The 20038-nt window shown below is 66.1% G+C and carries 16 protein-coding genes and 1 pseudogene; 11 read left to right on the top strand and 6 right to left on the bottom strand.

The features are described from left to right. Positions 1-4979, bottom strand: a 4979-nt coding sequence (locus KUO17_RS25535) for a non-ribosomal peptide synthetase (RefSeq protein WP_217978340.1), incomplete at its 3' end; no start/stop codon positions are given. Positions 4980-5416: 437 nt separating this feature from the next. On the opposite strand from KUO17_RS25535, the gene KUO17_RS25530 reads away from it, so the two are divergent. The 8 genes from KUO17_RS25530 to KUO17_RS25495 are packed head-to-tail and all read left to right on the top strand — an operon-like array spanning position 5417 to position 11595. Beyond that, on the top strand, positions 5417-6616 hold the full coding sequence (locus KUO17_RS25530) for a PepSY-associated TM helix domain-containing protein (RefSeq protein WP_217978339.1): 1200 nt from the start codon (positions 5417-5419) through the stop codon (positions 6614-6616). After that, complete coding sequence (locus tag KUO17_RS25525) at positions 6613-7155, top strand: thiamine pyrophosphate-binding protein (protein ID WP_217978338.1); 543 nt, start codon at positions 6613-6615, stop codon at positions 7153-7155. Before KUO17_RS25530 ends, KUO17_RS25525 begins: the two co-directional genes overlap by 4 nt. Beyond that, complete coding sequence (locus KUO17_RS25520) at positions 7152-7493, top strand: hypothetical protein (protein WP_217978337.1); 342 nt, start codon at positions 7152-7154, stop codon at positions 7491-7493. The genes KUO17_RS25525 and KUO17_RS25520 overlap by 4 nt, the downstream gene beginning before the upstream one ends. Beyond that, the gene (locus KUO17_RS25515) at positions 7490-8068 is read left to right on the top strand and encodes a DUF6162 family protein (protein WP_217978336.1); all 579 of its coding nucleotides are present in this window, start codon (positions 7490-7492) and stop codon (positions 8066-8068) included. The genes KUO17_RS25520 and KUO17_RS25515 overlap by 4 nt, the downstream gene beginning before the upstream one ends. Positions 8069-8103: 35 nt before the next feature. Continuing rightward, entirely contained in the window at positions 8104-9030 is a 927-nt protein-coding gene (locus KUO17_RS25510; protein ID WP_217978335.1) for a metal ABC transporter substrate-binding protein, read from the top strand. Then, positions 9027-9791 carry a metal ABC transporter ATP-binding protein gene (locus KUO17_RS25505; protein ID WP_217978334.1) on the top strand — a complete coding sequence of 255 codons (765 nt, stop codon included), beginning with the start codon at positions 9027-9029 and terminating at the stop codon, positions 9789-9791. Before KUO17_RS25510 ends, KUO17_RS25505 begins: the two co-directional genes overlap by 4 nt. Continuing rightward, positions 9791-10690: a metal ABC transporter permease gene (locus tag KUO17_RS25500; protein ID WP_217978333.1), complete on the top strand. Its 900-nt coding sequence runs from the start codon at positions 9791-9793 to the stop codon at positions 10688-10690. The genes KUO17_RS25505 and KUO17_RS25500 overlap by 1 nt, the downstream gene beginning before the upstream one ends. Then, positions 10690-11595, top strand: coding sequence for a metal ABC transporter substrate-binding protein (locus KUO17_RS25495; RefSeq protein ID WP_217978332.1), 906 nt, complete (start codon positions 10690-10692; stop codon positions 11593-11595). The genes KUO17_RS25500 and KUO17_RS25495 overlap by 1 nt, the downstream gene beginning before the upstream one ends. Positions 11596-11646: 51 nt before the next feature. Here the strand turns inward: KUO17_RS25495 and KUO17_RS25490 are convergent. From KUO17_RS25490 to KUO17_RS25475, 4 genes and pseudogenes are all read right to left on the bottom strand, one after another. After that, positions 11647-13058 (bottom strand): annotated as a pseudogene (locus KUO17_RS25490) (diaminobutyrate--2-oxoglutarate transaminase). A gap of 124 nt (positions 13059-13182) precedes the next feature. Continuing rightward, positions 13183-13656 carry a GNAT family N-acetyltransferase gene (locus KUO17_RS25485; protein ID WP_217978331.1) on the bottom strand — a complete coding sequence of 158 codons (474 nt, stop codon included), beginning with the start codon at positions 13654-13656 and terminating at the stop codon, positions 13183-13185. 69 nt (positions 13657-13725) lie between these two features. Continuing rightward, complete coding sequence (locus KUO17_RS25480) at positions 13726-15057, bottom strand: ATP-binding protein (protein ID WP_217978330.1); 1332 nt, start codon at positions 15055-15057, stop codon at positions 13726-13728. After that, entirely contained in the window at positions 15054-15737 is a 684-nt protein-coding gene (locus KUO17_RS25475) for a response regulator (RefSeq protein WP_217978329.1), read from the bottom strand. The genes KUO17_RS25480 and KUO17_RS25475 overlap by 4 nt, the downstream gene beginning before the upstream one ends. Positions 15738-15911: 174 nt before the next feature. On the opposite strand from KUO17_RS25475, the gene dsbD reads away from it, so the two are divergent. From dsbD to dsbG, 3 genes are read left to right on the top strand one after another with little or no spacing between them, the layout of a single operon-like run. Beyond that, positions 15912-17627 (top strand): protein-disulfide reductase DsbD, encoded by a 1716-nt coding sequence (gene dsbD, locus KUO17_RS25470; protein ID WP_217978328.1) that lies wholly within the window; start codon positions 15912-15914, stop codon positions 17625-17627. Beyond that, a complete protein-coding gene (locus KUO17_RS25465; RefSeq protein ID WP_217978327.1) occupies positions 17627-18472 on the top strand; it encodes a TlpA disulfide reductase family protein in 846 nt (281 codons plus the stop codon). The genes dsbD and KUO17_RS25465 overlap by 1 nt, the downstream gene beginning before the upstream one ends. Beyond that, positions 18469-19224, top strand: coding sequence for a thiol:disulfide interchange protein DsbG (dsbG, locus tag KUO17_RS25460; protein WP_217978326.1), 756 nt, complete (start codon positions 18469-18471; stop codon positions 19222-19224). Before KUO17_RS25465 ends, dsbG begins: the two co-directional genes overlap by 4 nt. Before the next feature lie 18 nt (positions 19225-19242). Here the strand turns inward: dsbG and KUO17_RS25455 are convergent, their stop codons facing one another. Beyond that, positions 19243-19863, bottom strand: a complete 621-nt coding sequence (locus KUO17_RS25455) for a hypothetical protein (RefSeq protein ID WP_217978325.1) — start codon at positions 19861-19863, stop codon at positions 19243-19245. Positions 19864-20038 lie beyond the last annotated feature (175 nt).

Raw genomic sequence — 20038 nt, 5'->3', positions numbered from 1 at the left:
TACGCACCGCCGGCCTTGAGAATCGCCAGCAGGCCGACGACCATCTCCAGGCTGCGCTCGCAGGCCAGGCCGACCAGCACTTCCGGGCCGATGCCCTGGGCAATCAACGCGTGGGCCAACTGGTTGGCGCGCTCGTTCAGCTCGCCATAACCGAGCTGTGTGTCACCCAGTGTCAGCGCGATGGCATCCGGTGCGCGGGCGGCCTGGGCTTCGATCAGCTCATGGATGCATCGCGGGCTGGTGAACTGCGCGGGGGCCGGGTTCCACTGCTGGAGAGTGGCCTGCTGTTCGCTGGCCTCCAGCAAGGGCAGCTCGCCGATGCGTTGCTGCGGCGCGGCCACGATAGCCTGCAACAGGTTTTGCCAGTGCCGGGCCAGGCGCTCGATGGTGGCGGCTTCGAACAGGTCCGTGGCATACACCAGAATCGCCGACAGGCCTTGTGCGGTTTCGGTGGTGTCCAGCACCAGGTCGAACTGCGCCGTGTGGTTGTCCCAGTTCAGGCGTTCGACCTGCAATGCCTGCACAGACCTGATCGCCTGCAGCCCCCCCGCATCCTCGGCATGGTGGTTGAACATCACCTGGAACAGCGGGCTATGGGCCAGGCTGCGGTCTGGCTGCAGCGCCTCCACCAGTTGTTCGAACGGCAGGTCCTGATGGGCCTGGGCCTGCAGCGTCGCCTGGCGCACCTGCTGCAGCACCTGGGCAAAGCCCTGCTGGGGGTGCAGGTTCGCCTTGAGCACCAGGGTATTGACGAAGAAGCCGATCAGGCGCTCGGTCTCCAGACGATTGCGGCCAGCCACAGGCACACCCACACGCACCTCGCCCTGGCCACTGTAGCGATGCAGCAGCACCTGGAAAGAGGCCAGCAGCAGCATGAAGGGCGTCACACCTTCACGCCGGGCAACCTGGCGAAGCGCCTCGAACAGCGCGGCATCCAGTTCGACGTCCAGTTTCGCGCCCTTGAAACTGCGAGTACCAGGGCGCGGGTGATCGGTCGGCAGCTCCAGTACCGGCTGCTCACCCCCCAATTGCGTGCGCCAGTAAGCCAGTTGGCGCTCGCGCTCACCCGCCTCCATCCAGTCGCGCTGCCAATGGGCAAAATCGGCGTACTGGATCGGCAGTGACGGCAGTTGCACCTCGCGCCCCTCGCTGTAACCGGCGTACAGGGCGATCAATTCGTCGACCATCACCTGCATCGACCAGCCATCGGAGACGATGTGGTGCTGGGTCAGGATCAGCACATGGTCATCGGCTGCCAGTTGCAACAGCTTCACCCGCAGCAACGGCCCCTGATCGAGCGCGAACAGGCGGCTGCTCTCGGTCTCGACGCGGGCCTGGATCTGCGCAGCCTGATCCGCAACCGCCGCCAACACCTCAAGGTCGATGTTGACGCGCGCCTGCGCGGCGATCACTTGCCGCGCCTGGCCATCAACCTCGACGAAGGTGGTACGCAGGCTTTCATGCCGAGCGAGCAGGCTGTCGAAACTGCGCTGCAGCGCCGGTATGTCCAGCGCCCCGCGCAGGCGCAGGGCTGCAGGCAGGTGATAGGCACTACTCTGCGGGTCCAGCTGCCAGAGGAACCATTGGCGTTCCTGGGCATAGGAGAGCGGCAACGGCTGCCCGCGTTCGACCACCTCGAACGGTGGCTCCTGGCCGGCCGGCGGCGCCCCCAGGGCGGCCACGAAATCACCCAGCCGGCTGCGCTCGAACAGGGTACGCAAGGCCACGTCATGCCCCAGCACCTGGCGCACGCGCGACACCACCTGGGTCGCCAGCAGGGAATGCCCGCCGATCTCGAAGAAGGCGTCATCCAGGCCGACACGCTCAAGCTTGAGCACGTCCTGCCAGATCGCCGCCACCTGCCGCTGCAGCTGGCTGCGCGGCGCTACGTAGGTGTGCTGGGCCTGGCTGGCGTCCACCGCCGGCAGAGCCTTGCGATCGAGTTTCCCATTCGGGCTCAACGGCAGCCGTTCGAGCAACAGCAGGTAGGCCGGCACCATGTAGTCCGGCAATACCTCACGCAACCGGGTATTGATGCGTTCGCGCAGCGCGCCCTGGGCCTCGGCGGCCAGGGCGTGGCTGTCACTGGGGACCACATAGCCCACCAGTTGCTGGCCCGCTGCGCCCGGCTGGGCCAGCACCACCGCGGCGCGGATACCCTCAAGCTCCAGCAGGCGCGACTCGATCTCGCCCAGCTCGATGCGAAAACCTCGGATCTTGACCTGGTGGTCGATGCGCCCGACGTACTCGATCACACCCTCGGCATTGAAGCGCGCCAGGTCACCGGTCCGGTAGAGACGCCCGCCCGGCTGCGCCGCAAACGGGTCGGGCATGAAGCGCTCGGCGGTCAGGCCGGGGCGGTTGAAATAGCCACGCGCCAGCAACTCGCCGCCCACCACCAGCTCCCCCACCACCCCTATGGGTGTTGGCGCACCGCTGTCGTCCAGCACGTAGATGCTGCGTCCGCCCAGCACCTTCCCGATCGGCATGCTCGACGGCGTACTGCGCGTACCGCTGACATAGTCGCCGCACTCGAGCGTGGTGACGCACACCGTGGCTTCGGTGGGGCCATAGGTATTGAGCAGCGCAACCTGCTGCAGCCCCGCCTGGCGCCAGGCCGCAATACCCTCTGGCGGCATCGCTTCACCGCCGATATGCACGCGCTTGAGGCGGCCGTAGTCGCGCGGGCCGGCAGCGGCAAAGTCCTTGGCCAGCAGGCTCCAGTAGGCCGTGGACAAGTCGGTGACGGTGATCTGCTTGTCGATCAGTTCGTGATAGAAGCGCTCGCTGTCCCAGATTTCCGGGCCGCGCAACACCACCGCCGCACCACAGATCAGCGCCGGATAGAACTGTTCGACGAACGCGTCGAAGTTGAAGGTGGCGAACTGCAGCGTGCGGTCATCGGGCCCCAGCCGGGAGAACTCCCGCGCTACCTGGGCATGCCCGGCCAGCGCCTGGTGGCTGATGCCCACGCCCTTGGGCCGACCGGTCGACCCCGAGGTGAACATCACATAGGCCAGGTTCTGGGCGTGGGCGGTGTTGGCCAGGTCGCAGCTGTCCAGCCCGGCCCAGGCCCCGTCCTGGTCCAGGCACAGGCTGCGCACACCCGCCGGAACCTGCAGACGCCCCAGCAACGGCGTCTGGGTCAGCAGCAACGGCGTGCCGCTGTCCTCGATCATGCAGTGCAGGCGATCCTGCGGGTATTGCGGGTCGAGCGGCACATAGGCGCCCCCGGCCTTGAGCACCGCCAGCAGGCCGACGATCATGTCCACGCCACGCTCCACGGCAATCCCGACCGGTACATCCGGCCCCACACCGTGCTCGACCAGGTGGCGCGCCAGTCGGTTGGCGCGCTGGTTCAGCTCGCGGTAGCTCAGGTGCGTGCTTTCAAAGACCAGCGCCAGGGCATCGGGCCGCTGCATCGCCTGCTGCTCGAAGCGCTGATGCACACGCAGGTCCGGACAGTCCAACGGCGCATGGCCCCAGTCGTGCAACAGCCGCTGCTGCTCGGCACTGAGCAGCGGCAATGCATCCAGGCGCTGCTCAGGGGCCGCGACGATGGCGCGCAGCAGGCTCACCCAGTGGTCGGCAATGCGCTCGATGGTCGACGCCGCGAACAGGTCGGTCGAATAGGTCCAGGCCACCTGCAGGGTGCCCCCCTGCTCATAGGTGTCCAGGCTCAGGTCGAACTCGGTGGTGCGGCTGCGCCAGTCAAGCATCGACAGTTGCAGACCGCCCGCCAGCTTGATCGCACTCACATCCGCCACGTCCGGCTGATGGTTGAACATCACCTGGAACAGCGGCGAATGACTGAGGCTGCGCTCCAGGCGCAGTGCCTCGACCAGGCGTTCGAACGGCAGGTCCTGATGGGATTGCGCGCCCATTACCGTGTCGCGCGTGGCCTGCAACAGCTCGATGAAGCTCATGTGCCCTTCGAGCGGGGTACGCAAGACCTGGGTGTTCACGAAAAAGCCGATCAGGCCCTCCAGCTCGCTGCGATTGCGGTTGGCCACCGGGCTGCCGAAGCGCACGTCGGTCTGCCCGGTGTAGCGGTACAGCAGGACGTTGAACGCGGCCAGCAACACCATGAACAACGAGACGTTGTGCTGGCGGGCAAACCCGCGCACCTGTTCAGCCAGCCCGGCCTCCAGCGCCAGGCTCAGGCGCTCGCCCTTGAAGCTGGGCGAGGTCGGACGCGAATGGTCCAATGGCAGCTCCAGTACCGGGTGCTCGTCCCCGAGTTTTTCGCGCCAGTACGCCAGTTGCCGCGCCTGCTCGCCGGCCTCCAGCCAGCGACGCTGCCACAGGCCGTAGTCGGCGTACTGGATCGGCAAAGCCTCGAACTGCGGCGCCTGGCCCTGGGCACAGGCATCGTAGGCGCGACTGAACTCTTCGATCAGCACGTTCATCGACCAACCGTCGCAGACGATGTGGTGCAAGGTCAGCAGCAACACATGCTCGTCATCGGCCAGCGTCAACAGGCACAGGCGCAGCAACGGGCCGTGCTCGAGGTCGAACGCACGCACCGATTCCAATTGAGCCTCGTGCTGTACGCGACGCTCGCGCGCGTCGGCTGGCAGGTCGGCAAGCTCGACCCGCTCAAGCCGCACCGGCCGCTGCAGTGGCACCTGGCGCAGGCTGTCATCGGGCTGGGGCTGGAAGACCGTGCGCAACACCTCATGCCGCGCCACCAGCAGGGCAAAGGCGCGCTCCAGCGCATCGATATCCAGCGCACCGCTCAGGCGCACCGCCCCCGGCAGGTTGTAGGCGCCACTTTCAGGGTCCATCTGCCACAGGAACCACATGCGCTGCTGGGCATACGACAACGCCAGCCGATCCGGCACCTGTACCCCGGCCGGGATCGGAAACTGCGAAAAATCCAGGCCTTCGTTGCTCAAGGCTTGCAGGAAGAGGCCGCGTTTTTCCAACGGCAATTCGATGAAGCGGCGGGCGAGTTGGAGGGACTTTTCAGCATTCATCGGATTGCTTCCGTACACGTTGACTGTCGAGGCGAAGGCCCGGCTATCCCTACGAAACGGATACAACGCATGAAAAATTAACCGCCAGGCAAGGTGCTGGCGTGCATCGCCTGATTCGCCGGCACGGCCGCCAGCCGCGGCCTGCGCAGGCTCGCCGGCTCACAGGGCCTGGACCGCAGCGCCCTGCCCCTGATGGGCTACTGGCGTGCGGGGCGCTCATTCGAGTAAGGTCGCAGGCCCTGCACAGGGTAGTTTGGAGGGCTCCCGGTGGCAGGTCAGGGGCCTTTGAAACATTTGCTTGCATTTTTTAATGCAGGATTTCTGCTTCTCATTCGTCCTAACAGTTACCGATGCACCCTTTCGCGCGAGCCTGAGCCCTACACTGCGTGCTCCGCTGGCTCCTGCTCATCACACACCGAATCGAAGTTGCCTGCCCAATGTCGAAAAAGTCACGCTCAAAACTCTGGTTTCTGGTCCATAGCTGGTTGGCACTGCCGATCTGGTTCTTCGTGCTGATCGTGTGCTTTACCGGGACCCTGGCCGTGGTCAGCCAGGAAATCGTCTGGCTGGCCCAGCCCGAAGTGCGCGCCTCCAAGCCTGATGGCGACCCACCGCTGCTCGGCTTCGATCAGGTGCGCGCGGCGGTGGAGGCGGCGCAACCGGGGGTGAATGTCAGCACCATCGTGCGCCCGGACGAGTCGCACTTTGCCCTGAACGTGAGGGTCACCTACCCCGACGCCCGCTCCACCACGCTCTACGTCAACCCCTACAGCGGGGTCATCCAGGGCGAGGCAGCGCAATTCAACTTCCAGGCCTTTACCCGTGCCCTGCACGGCTGGTGGCTGGTGCCGTTCACCAATGGCTTCAGCTGGGGCTGGTACCTGGTGTCGCTGCTGGGGCTGCCGATGCTGGCCTCGCTGGTCACCGGCCTGGTGGTGTACAAGCGTTTCTGGAAGGGCTTTCTCAAGCCCACGTTGCGCGTCAAGCACGGTGCGCGCATTTTCTGGGGCGACTTTCACCGCCTGAGCGGGATCTGGTCGATCTGGTTCATTGCAGTGATTTCCATCACCGGCACCTGGTTTCTGATCCAGGCCATTCTTTCCGACTACCAGATTTCGATCAGCAGCAACCCGGTGGTCCCGGTGATCGCGCGCGAGAACGTGCCCACCGCGCCAGCCGGGCAGCCGGCCCCGGTACTGAGCCTGGACGCCATCGAAAAAATCGCCATCGACAAGATTCCGGGGCTGGACGTGAGCTTCATCAGCCTGCCGAGCAACGCCTACAGCCATACCATGGTAGGTGGACGCAGCTGGTACCCGCTGATGTTCCAGACCGCCTCGGTCAACCCCTACAACGGCGCGGTCGAGGCGCATGAACTGCTGTCGGACCGCAGCAAGCTGGAGTTCGTCACCGAGTCCATGCGCCCGCTGCACACCGGTGATTTCGGCGGTATCTGGATCAAGCTGATCTGGTTCCTGTTCGGCCTGCTCCTGAGCATGATGGTGCTCAGTGGCCTGCTGATCTGGACCAAGCGCACCGCCATCGCCACCGCAGCCGCACTCAAGCGCAGCGAAAAGCCGGCACGCGTCAAACGCACCGCCGCGGCCACCCCAACCCCTTCGGAGAGCCAGGCATGAGCACCGCGACCCCTGCACAACGGCCCTCGCGCCTGCGCCAGTTCTGGCTGAAGTGGCGCTTTCACATCAATATCCTGCTGCTGCTCGTACCGCTGGGCTTCATGCCCAAGTACTTCGCCGATGCGGCCTTGTTTCGTGGCGACGTGGGCCTGGGCGAACGCGAGATCGGTGAGGTACAGGTCGGCCCCTGGAGCCTGAAACTGGCAGAGCTGCGCAACGAAGCACCGCGCCAGGACGGCCCGGCCGGCTACATGAAGAGCTTCAACGCCAGCCTGTGCCAGGCCTGCATCGCGCAGGTCAAGGCCACCTACCTGCGCATCGGCAAGCCGCGCAGCCTGCGCGCCGCTGGCGGGATCTTCTTCGGCTCACCGTATCGCATGGGCGCCTCGGTGCCCGTCCCGCAAAAGACCAAACCCGACGCCGAGCTGTGGATCACCATGGAAGGCTGGGATGGCAGCATGCACCAAGGCTCGATCCCGCTCAGCCAGGCCTCGCCGAGCACCGTGGCCTGGCTTGAAAAACAAGGAGGCAAACCATGACGCCCGTACTTCACCCGTTGCGCCGCCTGACGGGCGCCGCACTTCTGCTCGCCGCCAGCGCCTTCAGCAGCCTGGCACTTGCCCACAACCCGATCTGCGAGTGCAAGGAGATCGCCGACGGCCAGATCCAGTGCACCGGCGGCTTTTCCGATGGCAGCGGCGCGCCCGGGGTGACCCTGGACGTGGTCGGCTATGACGAGAGCATCCTGGTACCCGGCAAACTGGGCGCCGACTCCACACTGACCTTCAAGCGCCCCGATGCCGAGTTCTACGTGCTGTTCGACGCAGGCCCCGGGCATGTGGTGGAAATCGACCAGGCCGATATCGAGGCACCATGAGTACACCGACCACGACCCAGACCATCCGCCCGGCCGGTGCCGGCCATGAAACGCTGTATGTACTGCTGTTCTGCGCCCTGGTGCTGCTGGTGGCCGGTACGGTGGTGATGTGGCGTGGCGAGCCTGCCGAAGTTGCCCAGGTGGCGTCCCACCAACTCGACGCGCGCCGCGACCTGAGCGCCGGCGAGCAAGGCGTGTATGCCGACCTGCGGGTCACCCTCGATGAAATCCAGTTGCTGCAGCAGGAACAGCAGGCCCTGCCAACCCCCGCCGAGCTGGATGGCGAAGGCTTTGCGCCGTTTGCCCGCGACGCCAGTGCGCTCAGCCGCGGCGGTCATCGCTGGCAGTTGCTCGATGGCAAGGCTTACCTGGGGCTCAGCCAGGCCAACGAGGTGGCCGGTTCGTTCCTGATGCGCCTGGGCGCACAACCTGACAGCCCGGCCGACATCTGGCTCAACCGCAGCGCCGACCTCGCCGCCCCTGCCGATTTCAGTGACGCCGCCTTGAGCGCCGCCGGCTGGCAGCAGGTAGTAGCGCAATTCGATGCCGGGGTCACTCGCCAGCATCGGCACTGAACCCACGGATTCACTTGAGAGAAGACCGCGTGCCCATGTCTATTTCATCACTGTTCGCCCCACGCCGGCTGTTGCTGGCCGGCCTGCTCACCCTGTGCATGCTGCCGCTGGCGCACGCCGAAGACGCCAAGCGCCTGCGTATCGGCATCACCCTGCACCCCTACTACAGCTATGTGGCAAACATCGTCGGCGACAAGGCCGAGGTGGTACCGCTGATACCGGCCGGCTTCAACCCGCATGCCTACGAACCGCGCGCCGAAGACATCAAGCGCATCGGCACGCTGGATGTAGTGGTGCTCAACGGCGTCGGCCACGACGACTTTGCCGACCGCATGATCGAAGCCAGCGAAAAGCCCGACGTGGCAACCATCGAAGCCAACGCCAACGTGCCCTTGCTGGCCGCCACCGGTATCGCCGCACGCGGCGCAGGCAAGGTCGTCAACCCGCACACCTTCCTCTCGATCAGCGCCTCGATCGCCCAGGTCAACAACATTGCCCGCGAACTGGGCAAGCTCGACCCGGCCAATGCCAAGACCTACACCGCCAATGCCCGCGCGTACGGCAAACGCCTGCGCCAGTTGCGTGCCGAGGCGCTGGCCAAGCTGACCAGCGCACCCAACCCCGACCTGCGCGTGGCCACCGTGCATGCCGCCTATGACTACCTGCTGCGCGAGTTCGGCCTGGAAGTGACGGCCGTGGTCGAGCCCGCGCACGGCATCGAGCCCAGCCCCAGCCAGTTGAAGAAGACCATCAACCAGCTGCGCGACCTGGACGTGAAGGTGATCTTCTCGGAACTGGACTTCCCCTCCACCTACGTCGAGACCATCCAGCGCGAGTCGGGGGTACGCCTGTACCCGCTGTCGCACATTTCCTACGGCGACTACAGCGCCGAGAAATACGAGAAAGAAATGAGCAACAACCTCAACACCGTGGTGCGAGCGATCCAGGAGGCCGGCGCATGAGCGCTGTCGAGCACATCGCCATGGCTACCCAGGGCCCTGGCGTGGAGTTCGACGCCGTGGGTCTGACCCTGGGCCGCACCACCATCCTGGACCAGGTGAGCTTCAACGTGCGCCCTGGCAGCGTACATGCACTGGTCGGCCCCAATGGCGGTGGCAAGAGCTCGCTGATCAAGACCCTGCTCGGCCAGATGCCGCACCACGGCCGCCTCAACCTGCACTGGGCCGGTGCCCCTGGCTGCATCGGCTACGTGCCGCAGGCACTGGAGTTCGACCGCGGGCTGCCGATGACCGTCGACGATTTCATGGCCGCCATGTGCCAGCGTCGCCCGGCGTTCCTGGGCCTGTCGCGCCATTACGCGGCCAGCATCGGCCAGGCCCTGGAACGGGTGGGCATGCAGGACAAGCGCAAGCGCCGCATGGGCGCGCTGTCTGGCGGCGAGCGCCAGCGCGTGCTGCTGGCTCAGGGGCTGATCCCCGCCCCGCAACTGCTGGTGCTGGACGAACCGATGTCGGCACTGGACGAAGCCGGCATCCGCATCTTCGAACACCTGCTGGTCGACTGGCGTGCCAGCGGCACCACCGTGCTGTGGATCGAGCATGACCTGGCAGCCGTCAAGCGCCTGGCCGACCACGTCACCGGGCTCAACCGGCGCATCCTGTTCGACGCCGTGCCGGAGCAGGCGCTGAACCCGGACGCACTGCTGCAGCTGTTTTCCACCCACCCGCGCAGTGCTGGCGCGGCGAGCGGGAGCCACGCCTGATGAACTATGAAGAATTTCGCCTGATGATCCAGGGCCTGGCGTCCTCGGGCTACCTGCCCGAAGCGCTGGCCTACGGCTTCGTGGTCAACGCCCTGCTCGCCGGCCTGCTGATAGGCCCGGTGCTGGGCGGCCTGGGCACGCTGGTGGTGGTCAAGCGCTTTGCGTTCTTCTCCGAAGCCGTCGGCCATGCCGCCCTCACCGGGGTCGCCATCGGCATTCTGCTCGGCGAACCCTACACCGGGCCCTACGGCAGCCTGTTCGGTTACTGCCTGCTGTTCGGCGTGCTGCTCAACTACCTGCGCAACCGCACCGGCCTGGCCCCGGACACGCTGATCGGGGTGTTCCTGTCGGTGTCGCTGGCGCTGGGGGCAAGCCTGCTGCTGATCCTGGCGGGCAAGATCAACGTGCACATCCTCGAGAACGTGCTGTTCGGCTCGGTACTGACGGTCAACGGCAACGACCTGCTGGTGCTGGCGATCGTCGGCGCACTGGTGCTGGGCCTGAGCCTGCCGCTGTACAACCGCATCATGCTGGCCAGCTTCAACCCGCAGCTGGCGGCGGTGCGCGGGGTGGCGGTAAAAACCCTGGACTACCTGTTCGTGGTGCTGGTGACGCTGATCACCGTCGCGGCGGTGAAAGTCATCGGCGCGATCCTGGTAGGTGCACTGCTGGTGATTCCGGCGGCGGCCGCCCGACTGCTCAGCCAGTCGCTCAAGGGCTTCTTCTGGACCTCCGTGGTCATCGCCACGATCAGCACCTTGAGCGGCATCCTCCTGCCGATCGTGTTCGACCTGCCGCTGCCGTCGGGCGCTGCGATCATCCTGGTCGCCGGCATGGCCTTCGCCCTCGCCGCCATCGCCCGCGGCACCCTGCCCAGCCTGAAAGGGAATATCGGATAATGCAGACATTTCGCCAATTGACCCTGGTACTGGCCCTGAGCGGAGCCTTCAGCGCTGGTGCCCTGGCCGCCGAGGCCAGCCGCCCGGTGCAGGTACTGGCCGCCTTGCCGATCACCTATGGCCTGGGGCAGATGCTGCTCCAGGGCAGTGACGTCAAGCTGCAGCGGGCAGCGCCAGCCAACCTGCCCGGCTCGCGCCAGACCGCCTATTTCAGTGGGCGCGGTGTATCGGCCCTGCAGAAAATGGCCGTCAATGCCGACGCGGTGATCGGCCTGCGCTCGCTGTGGGCGGACGACCCGCTGTACCCCATGGCGCGGCGCAGCAACATCCGCATCGTCGAAGTAGACGCCGCGCGGCCGGTGGACGGCGGCTTGCCGGGGATCGCCCTGCAGCCGGGCGCACCCAAGGAGGGCCTGAACAGCCAGCCCTGGCTGTCGAGCAACAACCTGGGGCGCATGGCGGATGTCACCGCCGCCGACCTGGTGCGCCTGGCGCCTGCGGCCAAAGGCAGGATCGAGACCAACCTGGCCACCTTCAAGCAGCAATTGCTCAAGCTCAGTGCCGACAGCGAGGCGCGCCTGGGGGATCTGGACAACCTGAGCGTGGTGAGCCTGTCGGAGCGTTTTGGTTATTTGATCGGCGGGCTCAACCTCGAGCAGGTGGGTTACACCGTGCCGGCTGATGACCAGTGGACACCGCAGGCGCTGGCGCAACTGACGGCATTGCTCAAGGACAACGACGTGGCACTGGTGCTCGATCATCGCCAGCCCAGCGAGGCCGTCGCGGCAGCGATCAGCCAGGCAGGCAGCCGCTTGCTGGTGCTTGAGGGCAGCGGCGAACAGCCGTTGAGCGAACTGCAGGGCAGTATCGATCAGGTGATCAAGGCGCTGGCCGCAAAGGCGTAGCGACAAGAAAGCCCCAGACCGAGAGGCCTGGGGCTTTCGTTGTGTTGCCCGTCAGAGCCGCAGCAAGGCCGCCGGCAACGCCCGGCTGAAACGGCGCATCACTTCATCCACCTGCTCGGCCGTGATGATCAGCGGCGGCAGGAAGCGCACCACGCACCCATTGCGCCCACCCAGCTCGATGATCAGCCCGCGCTTGAGGCACTCGTTCTGGATCAGCGATGCCAGCGTGCCGAAGCCAGGCGGATGCCCCAACGCATCGACCGCGCCCTGCGGATCGACGATCTCGACCCCGAGCATCAGCCCACGACCGCGAATGTCGCCCAAGTGCGGGAAGTCACGCTGCAGCACCGCCAGGTGCTCGCACAGCCGCGCCCCCATGGCCTGGGCATGGGCTGCCACGTCTGCGCCTTGAGGTAGCGCATCACCGCCGACCCCGCCGCCATGGCCATCTGATTGCCACGGAAGGTGCCGGCATGCGCGCCCGGCAGCCAGCTGTCCAGCCAATCGCGGTACACCACCACGGCCAGCGGCAGGCTGCCACCAATGGCTTTGGATAGCACCACCACGTCCGGCACGATACCGGCGTGCTCGAAGGCGAACATCTTGCCGGTGCGCGCAAAGCCGCTCTGGATCTCGTCGACGATCAGGGCCACGCCGGCCTGCTCGGTGATCCGGCGCACGCCACGCAGCCAGTCCAGATCGGCCGGGATCATGCCGCCTTCGCCCTGCACCACCTCGACGATCACCGCCGCCGGCAGCTGCACGCCCCCCTCGGGGTCGCTCAGCAGGTTTTCCAGGTAGCGCAGGTTGACCTGCACGCCCTGCTCGCCACCCAGCCCGAACGGGCAACGGTAGTCGTACGGGTACGGCAGGAACTGCACGCCGTTGCCCAGCAAGGCGCCCATGGGCTTTTTCGGCCCCAGGCTGCCCATCAGGCTCAACGCCCCCAGGCTCATGCCGTGGTAACCGCCCTGAAACGACAGCACCGTGCTGCGCCCGGTGGCGGTGCGTACCAGTTTGAGCGCGGCCTCCACCGCATCGGTGCCGGTCGGGCCGCAGAACTGGATCTTGGCCTCGGCGCGCAGCTGGGCCGGCAGCAGCCCGAACAGGTCCTGCACGAACTGGTCCTTGACCGGCGTGGTCAGGTCCAGGGTATGCAGCGGCAGCTCATCGGCCAGGACCTGCCGGATCGCCTCGATCACCACCGGGTGATTGTGGCCCAGTGCCAGGGTGCCGGCGCCCGCCAGGCAATCGATGAATTCTCGGCCCTCGACGTCTTCGACATAGATGCCGCGAGCACGCTTGAGCGCCAGGGGGATGCGGCGCGGGTAGCTGCGTGCATTGGACTCCTGCTGCTTCTGGCGGGCCAGCAATGGCGAGTCTTCGAAGTGATAAAGCATTTCGCCAGGCTCGGCGGCTGAAGGCGCCGGCTGTGCCTCGGCAAGGCGGGTAGCGACTGACATCTGAAGTAACCCTCGCAAGCAAACGGATAACCCCAGCACGCGCCGTTTAGCAGCGATGTGTCGGGATGTGTTCTCGCTTGAAAGACGCTTCAAAGGGTCGCCGATTTAGCGCCGGCAGGCGCCTTTACAGGGTTTTGTGCATCAATTGCAGGCGCAGGCCGTGAAAACCCAGGGGCGGGCCGTTGCCGGCATACCCCAGGCGTTCGAAAAACGCCACTGCCGAAGGGGTGCTGTACAGCATCGCGCGTGGGCACCCCCAGCCTCGCAAGGCCTGCTCCAGGTCGCCCATCAGCGCCCGTCCGACACCACGGCGCCAGTAGTCGGGTTGCACGAAACACTGGCAGATTTCGCCGCTGCGCAGTGCCAGCCCGGTCGCCACCGGACGCCCCTGCCAGCGCCCCAGGTTCAGGTGCAGCGCCGGGTCGCACAACCAGCGGGCAATCTGCGCGCGTTGCTTGCTGCGCGACCAGGCCTCGATGACCTGCGGCTGGCCCTGATGGTCGGCGCCGGCGCCCTCTGCGATGGTCTGCTGCATCAGCCGTTCTATCACCGCGCCTTCGACCGGCCGGGCCTTGATGATGCGAATCCGTTCGTCCATCCCTGGCACCTCGCTGCTGTCCGGCACTCACCTTAACGGCGCAGGCCCCGGCTGACGAGGCGTACAGGGTTACATTTGATGTGCCCGCAACGGCATCTGCAGCAACACCCGCAGGCCATCGACACGGCTGTCGAACTGCAGCGAACAGGCGCAGCGCTGCACGATCGCCTGCACGATCGCCAGGCCCAGGCCGCAGCCTTCGCTGTGGCCATTGCGCCAGAAACGCTGGGTCACGTGCTCGAGGTTCTGCGGGGCGATACCTGGACCATGATCGCGCACCACAAAGTCCACCCGCTGCGCCTGGACCAACACCTGCAGTTCGACCGGTGCATCCGCCGCGCTGTGGCGCAAGGCGTTGTCCAGCAGGTTGCGCAGCGCCGCCACGGCGAGGGTCGCCGGCATGTCCGGGTACACCAGCGCCGCCTGCTCGGGCGCCTGCAGCACGATACGCCGGTTGTCGCCAAGGCCCGCATCCTGAATGGCCAGGCGCGCAACCTGCTCGGCGCTGTACGACACCCCATCGTCGAACGACAGGCTGCCTTCGACCCGCGCCAGCAGCAACAACTGCTCCAGGGTCCGGTGCAGCCGGTCGGCGCCCTGCTCGGCATGTTCAAGCGCCTGCTCGCGAACCAGGCCATCGGTCATGCGGGCCACTTGCAGGTGAGTCTTGATCGCGGTCAGCGGGCTGCGCAGCTCGTGGGCCGCATCACCGGTCAGGCGCCGTTCGCGCTCGATAGTCTGGCCGATGCGCTGAAACAGCTGGTTCTGGGTTTCGAGCAAGGGCTGCAACTCGCTGGGCAAGGCGCGCACCTGCAAGGGCTCCAGAGAATCGGGGCTGCGCTTGCGCAACGCATCGCGCATGCGGTTGAGCGGCGCCAGGCCCTTGCCGACACCCAGCCACAACAGGCCCAGGCTGCCGAGCAGGGCCACCAGCACCGGCGCCGAGGCCGCCAGCAGGATCGAACGGTTCAGCGCTTCGCGCTCCAGGTGCCGGTCAGCCGTGGTGATGCGCACATCGCCCCGCGCGTAGGTGAAACTGCGCCACAGCGAGCCGTCGATCATCTGGTCATGAAAACCACTGCGCTGGTCGTCCAGGGTCTGGTCCGCATGGTTGTGGCTGCGCGCCAGGATCTCGCCACGCAGCGAACTGACCTGGCACGCCATGCCGTCTGGAATGCTCAACTGGTCGGCGCTCAGGCGCGTGCCTTCACCCTGGCTGGTGAGCGGCTGCGGCATCTGATCGATCAGCCCGGCAACCATGCGTGCCGAGGCCACCAGGCGCTGGTCGAGGGAAAACATCATCTGCTGGCGCAGATCGCGCAGCATCCACGCGGCGGCCAGTGCCCAGATCAAGACGAAGGCGCTGCCCAGAATCAGGCTCAGGCGCAGACGCAGGCTCATTGCTCGGTACCCTCCGCCAGTTGGGCAGGCCCGAGGCGATAGCCCAGGCCACGCACCGTCTCGACGATGCCGTTGCCCAGCTTGCGCCGCAGGTGATGGATATGCACGTTCAGGGCGTTGCTTTCGACCTCGTCACCAAAGCCGTAGACGCTGTCCTTGAGCTGTTCGCTGGACAGCACGCGGCCGCGGTTCTGCAGCAGCGCCTGCAGCAGCGCCTGCTCACGCCTGGAGAGGTCCACCGGCTGGCCGGCCAGGCGCGCCTCGCAACTGCTGGGGTCGAAGCTCAGCGGACCATGCTCGATGACGTTCACGCAGCGTCCCGCCACCCGTCGCAGCAAGGTGTGCAGGCGGGCGGCCAGCTCGCGCAGGTCGAACGGCTTGAGCAGGTAATCGTCGGCACCGGCCTGCAGGCCGTCGACGCGGTCGGTCACCGCATCGCGCGCCGTCAGGATCAGCACCGGCAGGCTGTGGCCCTGCTGGCGCAGGCGTTGCAGCAGTTTCAAGCCGTCTTCGTCAGGCAACCCCAGGTCCAGCACCATCACGTCGAAATGCGCCGCCTGCAACATGGCCCGCGCTGCGCTGGCGCTGGCCACGCGATCGACGATCAGGCCCTGGGCGCTCAGGCCGGCAACGATGCCACTGGCGATCAGGTCATCATCCTCACAGAGCAGTACGTGCATGGTCGGGCTCGGTCATTGGCAGAAAGGCCCAGTGGGCCACAGGCGGATTAACCGGGGATTATGCCGCGCCAATGCCCTCGCGTCGCCTGCCGGGCGACGGTTGCCCGGTGCTTAACCGTGGGTTAATCCACGCCGGGCAGGCTTGAACGCTCATCGCACTGCCAAGGCTTCGACATGCGTGTACTCCTGCTTGCCGCGCTGTGGCTGCTCAGTTCCCTGAGCCAGGCCCAGCCGTTCGCCAATCCGTTCGCCCAGAGCGATTTCCTGCCGGTGGACAAGGCCTTCGTGTTCACCAGCGAACGCCTGCCCGCAGGCGACATGCGCCTGCACTGGCAGATCAGCGACGGCTACTACCTGTACCAGAAGCGTTTGAAATTCGACGGCCTGGCCCCCGAGGCGGTACCGCCGCTGCCGCCGGCCCTGCCCCACAACGACGAGTACTTCGGCCAGACCCAGGTGTACCGCGGCGAGCTTGAACTGCTGATCCCGGCTACGGCCACCGGCCAGTTGCGCATGGGCTGGCAAGGCTGCGCCGACGCCGGCCTGTGCTACCCGCCGCAAACCAGCGCGGTGGACCTTGGCGACGCCGGCGCAGGCACTGCCCAGGCCAGCGACCAGGCCCTGGCCGGCAGCCTGCAAAGCGACGCCCTGCTGTGGAGCCTGCTGGCCTTCTTCGGCCTGGGCCTGTTGCTGGCGTTCACACCCTGCTCGCTGCCGATGCTGCCGATCCTGGGGGCGCTGGTGATGGGCAACGGCGCCAGCACCCGCCGCGGCGTGGCGCTGGCGGCCAGCTACGTGCTGAGCATGGCACTGGTATACGCCGCCCTGGGCGTGGTCGCCGCGCTGCTCGGCGCCAGCCTGCAGGCCTGGCTGCAGAATCCGTGGCTGCTGGGCAGCCTGGCGGGGCTGTTCGTGCTACTGGCGCTGCCGATGTTCGGCGCCTTCGAGCTGCAACTGCCGACGTTCGTGCGTGATCGCCTGGAACGCGCCGGGCGCAACACCCGTGGTGGGAGCCTGTACGGTGCTGCGCTGCTGGGCGCGCTGTCGGGCTTGCTGATGGGGCCGTGCATGACCGCACCGCTGGCGGGTGCATTGCTGTACATCGCCCAGAGCGGCAACGCGGTGCAGGGCGCACTGGTGCTGTTCAGCCTGGGGCTGGGCATGGGCGTGCCGCTGTTGTTGCTGGTCACCGTGGGCAACCGCTATCTGCCGCGCCCGGGCGCCTGGATGAACCTGGTCAAGGGTGTGTTCGGCTTCGTGTTCCTGGGCATGGCGTTGTATACCTTGCGCGCCGTGCTCGACCCTGCGCTGTGGCTGGGCCTGTGCGGGGCCTGGCTGATTGCCCTGGCCTGGAGCGCCTGGCACGCCATAGGCAAACGGGCTTTGCAGACCGCGTGGCTGCTGGCAGGCCTGTGGGGCGCGCTGCTGGTCATCGGTGCGGCCGGTGGCGGCAGCAACCCGCTGCAACCGCTGCAGCCGTATACCGCTGGCATGGGTAACGCTGGGGCAGTGGCGCATGCCGACGCCTTCACCACCGTGCGTACCCCGGCCGAGCTGCAGGCGCAGCTGGACATCGCCAAGGCGCAAGGCCAGTGGGTATTGCTGGACTACTATGCCGACTGGTGCGTGTCGTGCAAAGTCATGGAGAAGCAGGTGTTCTCACGCACCGATGTACTCGCCGCATTGACCGGCGCTCGCCTGGTGCGCCTGGATGTCACCGCCGACAGCCCTGCCAGCACCCAACTGCTGCAGCGCTACCAGGTGCCCGGCCCGCCGAGCATGCTGTGGATCGGTCCCGAGGGCGATGAGCGCCGGGCCAGGCGCATCACCGGCGAAGTCGACGCCGCCACCTTCCTGCAACACTGGACCGCCACCCGGAGCCAAGGCTGATGCTGACCGTTAACCTTGGCCCGCTGACCCTCGCCCTCGACCACCTGCTGCTGTTGTGTGCGCTGGGCCTGGCCACAGTGGTGGGCTGGCGGGTGGCCAAGCGTGGCGGCGACAATCCCGAGTCGGCGCTGTTTCGCCTGTTCCTGATCGGCCTGCTGTGCGCCCGCCTGGGGTTCGTGGCGCGTTACTGGCCGATGTACGCCGATGACCCGCTGCAGATCGTCGACATCCGCGATGGTGGTTTCCTGCCCTGGGCGGGGCTGCTGGCAGTGCTGCTGGCGGCGGCCTGGCAGGGCTGGCGCCGTGCGAGCCTGCGTCGCCCGCTGGGCTGGGGCTTGTTCAGTGGCGCGCTGTTCTGGGTGCTGGCCAGTTGGGCGAGCCACCTGTACGAGCAGGGCACGCAACTGCCCGAGCTGGCCTTGCGTGATGCCCAGGGCCGCTCGGTGGCACTCGACAGCCACCGCGGCCGCCCGCTGGTGATCAACCTGTGGGCCACCTGGTGCCCGCCGTGCCGGCGTGAAATGCCGGTACTGCAACAGGCCCAGCATGACTATCCGCACGTCACTTTCTTGTTCGTCAACCAGGGCGAGACCCCGCAGATCGTCACCAACTTCCTCGCCACCACCGGCCTCAACCTGTCGCACGTGCTGTTCGACACCGGTGGCCAACTGGCGCAGCAGGTCGGCTCCATGGCGCTGCCCACCACCCTGTTCTACGACGCCGACGGGCGCCTGGTGGGCAGCCATCTGGGCGAGTTGTCCCGTGCCAGCCTGCGCCATGCGCTCGAACCCTTTGACCGCATCGATGCGGTCGACACTGCCGCCTCCGCAAGGACCACACCATGAAGATTGCCACCCTCACCGTCGCGCTGGGCCTGCTCACCAGCCATCTGGCGCAGGCCGAAGCGCTGCCCAAGGCCGTGCAGCAGATCGAAGCCAAGGGCGCGAAGATCGTCGGCCGCTTCGACGCGCCCAATGGCTTGCAAGGCTATGCCGCGCAATTCCAGAACCGTGGCGTTGCGCTGTACCTGACGCCCGATGGCAAGCATGTGCTGGTGGGCAGCCTGTTCGATGAACAGGGCCAGGACCTGAGCGAGGCGCCGCTGGAGAAACTGGTGTATGCGCCGCTGGCCAAGGAAGTCTGGGCCAAACTCGACAAGACCGCCTGGATCGCCGACGGCAAGGCCGATGCGCCCCGTATCGTGTACCTGTTCAGCGACCCCAACTGCCCATACTGCAATATGTTCTGGCAGCAGGCGAGGCCGTGGGTCGACTCGGGCAAGGTGCAGTTGCGCCACATCATGGTGGGGATCATCCGCGAGGACAGCCCGGCCAAATCGGCCTCGCTGCTGGCCAGCAGCGACCCGAAACAAGCCCTGCATGCCCATGAAAGCGCCGGCAAGGCCAGCACGCTCAAGCCGCTGGCGAAGATCCCGGCCGAGGTACAAGCCAAGCTCGATGGCAACCTGGCGTTGATGGAAGAGCTGGGCCTGTCGGCCACCCCGGCCATTTTCTATCTGGATGACCAGCAGCAGTTGCAGACCCAGCAGGGTGCGCCGCGGCCGGAGATGCTGGGCAAGATTCTGGGTAGGCGCTGAGTGTGCAGGGCCTGTCGGTCAAGGTCGCGGGGTGTACTGACCGATGAAGCGAACCAGACGGCCGAATGCACGCGGCCATTGCTTCATTTTCGGTGGCGTGGCAGTGCCTGTCGGGGGGGACAGGCTCATGCATTCCTTGACCATACCGATTGCCAAGCCAGGATGTCTGCCGGTTTTATCCAGACGACTCTCGACCGTTCCAACGAGGTAGGCGCCTTTGTCCTGACGTTGATCGAAGCGTACAACGATATTGCCCTCGAAGATCACCGCACCCGCATCCAGGCCGTCCCAGAAGTAGAATTCCAGGTGTTCAAGTGACCCGTTCGGCACACCACGATGTGTCCAGTACGCCTTGAGCAATGTAGTCAGCCTGACGCCCGACCAAAGGCTCAAAGCGCTGCCGGAATGCTCGTCTGCGTAAAAATACAGCTTGTGCAGCAGCACGACGCTCGCCTTGTGATAAGGCGCATGCACTGCTTTCTCGTACACATGGTGTTCATCTCTATAACCCGTAGACTCGTACCCTGCGGCTTCTAACGTTTCGCAACGCAGATCAACAATACCCAGCACTTCGTTATCCTCGAAGGTGAGCTCATCCAGAAAATAGTTGAATATTTCAAAAAAAGAGGTACGCAACATAGCTCCATGGCCCTGATCGTTATTGGGTTCTTCACCGTCTGCTGCGCTCCCACGCCAGGTTGTCACCGTCCCAGCCGTACAACGTGAAACCACACCCCAGCTCACGCTGCGTGCGCTCATGCTCGTTGCGGTTCCACTGCGAGCCGGCCTCGCGCCGCGGTTTGTAGTGCGCACT

The organism is Pseudomonas aegrilactucae (genome assembly GCF_019168305.1).
GTDB classification, from domain to species: domain Bacteria; phylum Pseudomonadota; class Gammaproteobacteria; order Pseudomonadales; family Pseudomonadaceae; genus Aquipseudomonas; species Aquipseudomonas aegrilactucae.
Note: the sequence above shows the minus strand (reverse complement) of the source record. Positions and strands in the feature narration are given on the sequence as shown.

Excerpts from the sequence above, each read along its gene's own strand:
- KUO17_RS25530 (WP_217978339.1), top strand. The coding sequence starts at position 5,417 with ATGTCGAAAAAGTCACGCTCAAAACTCTGGTTTCTGGTCCATAGCTGG.
- KUO17_RS25510 (WP_217978335.1), top strand. The coding sequence starts at position 8,104 with ATGTCTATTTCATCACTGTTCGCCCCACGCCGGCTGTTGCTGGCCGGC.
- KUO17_RS25485 (WP_217978331.1), bottom strand. The coding sequence starts at position 13,656 with ATGGACGAACGGATTCGCATCATCAAGGCCCGGCCGGTCGAAGGCGCG.
- dsbG (WP_217978326.1), top strand. The coding sequence starts at position 18,469 with ATGAAGATTGCCACCCTCACCGTCGCGCTGGGCCTGCTCACCAGCCAT.
- KUO17_RS25465 (WP_217978327.1), top strand. The coding sequence starts at position 17,627 with ATGCTGACCGTTAACCTTGGCCCGCTGACCCTCGCCCTCGACCACCTG.
- KUO17_RS25455 (WP_217978325.1), bottom strand. The coding sequence starts at position 19,863 with ATGTTGCGTACCTCTTTTTTTGAAATATTCAACTATTTTCTGGATGAG.
- KUO17_RS25480 (WP_217978330.1), bottom strand. The coding sequence starts at position 15,057 with ATGAGCCTGCGTCTGCGCCTGAGCCTGATTCTGGGCAGCGCCTTCGTC.
- KUO17_RS25520 (WP_217978337.1), top strand. The coding sequence starts at position 7,152 with ATGACGCCCGTACTTCACCCGTTGCGCCGCCTGACGGGCGCCGCACTT.
- KUO17_RS25475 (WP_217978329.1), bottom strand. The coding sequence starts at position 15,737 with ATGCACGTACTGCTCTGTGAGGATGATGACCTGATCGCCAGTGGCATC.
- KUO17_RS25525 (WP_217978338.1), top strand. The coding sequence starts at position 6,613 with ATGAGCACCGCGACCCCTGCACAACGGCCCTCGCGCCTGCGCCAGTTC.
- dsbD (WP_217978328.1), top strand. The coding sequence starts at position 15,912 with ATGCGTGTACTCCTGCTTGCCGCGCTGTGGCTGCTCAGTTCCCTGAGC.
- KUO17_RS25505 (WP_217978334.1), top strand. The coding sequence starts at position 9,027 with ATGAGCGCTGTCGAGCACATCGCCATGGCTACCCAGGGCCCTGGCGTG.
- KUO17_RS25515 (WP_217978336.1), top strand. The coding sequence starts at position 7,490 with ATGAGTACACCGACCACGACCCAGACCATCCGCCCGGCCGGTGCCGGC.
- KUO17_RS25495 (WP_217978332.1), top strand. The coding sequence starts at position 10,690 with ATGCAGACATTTCGCCAATTGACCCTGGTACTGGCCCTGAGCGGAGCC.
- KUO17_RS25500 (WP_217978333.1), top strand. The coding sequence starts at position 9,791 with ATGAACTATGAAGAATTTCGCCTGATGATCCAGGGCCTGGCGTCCTCG.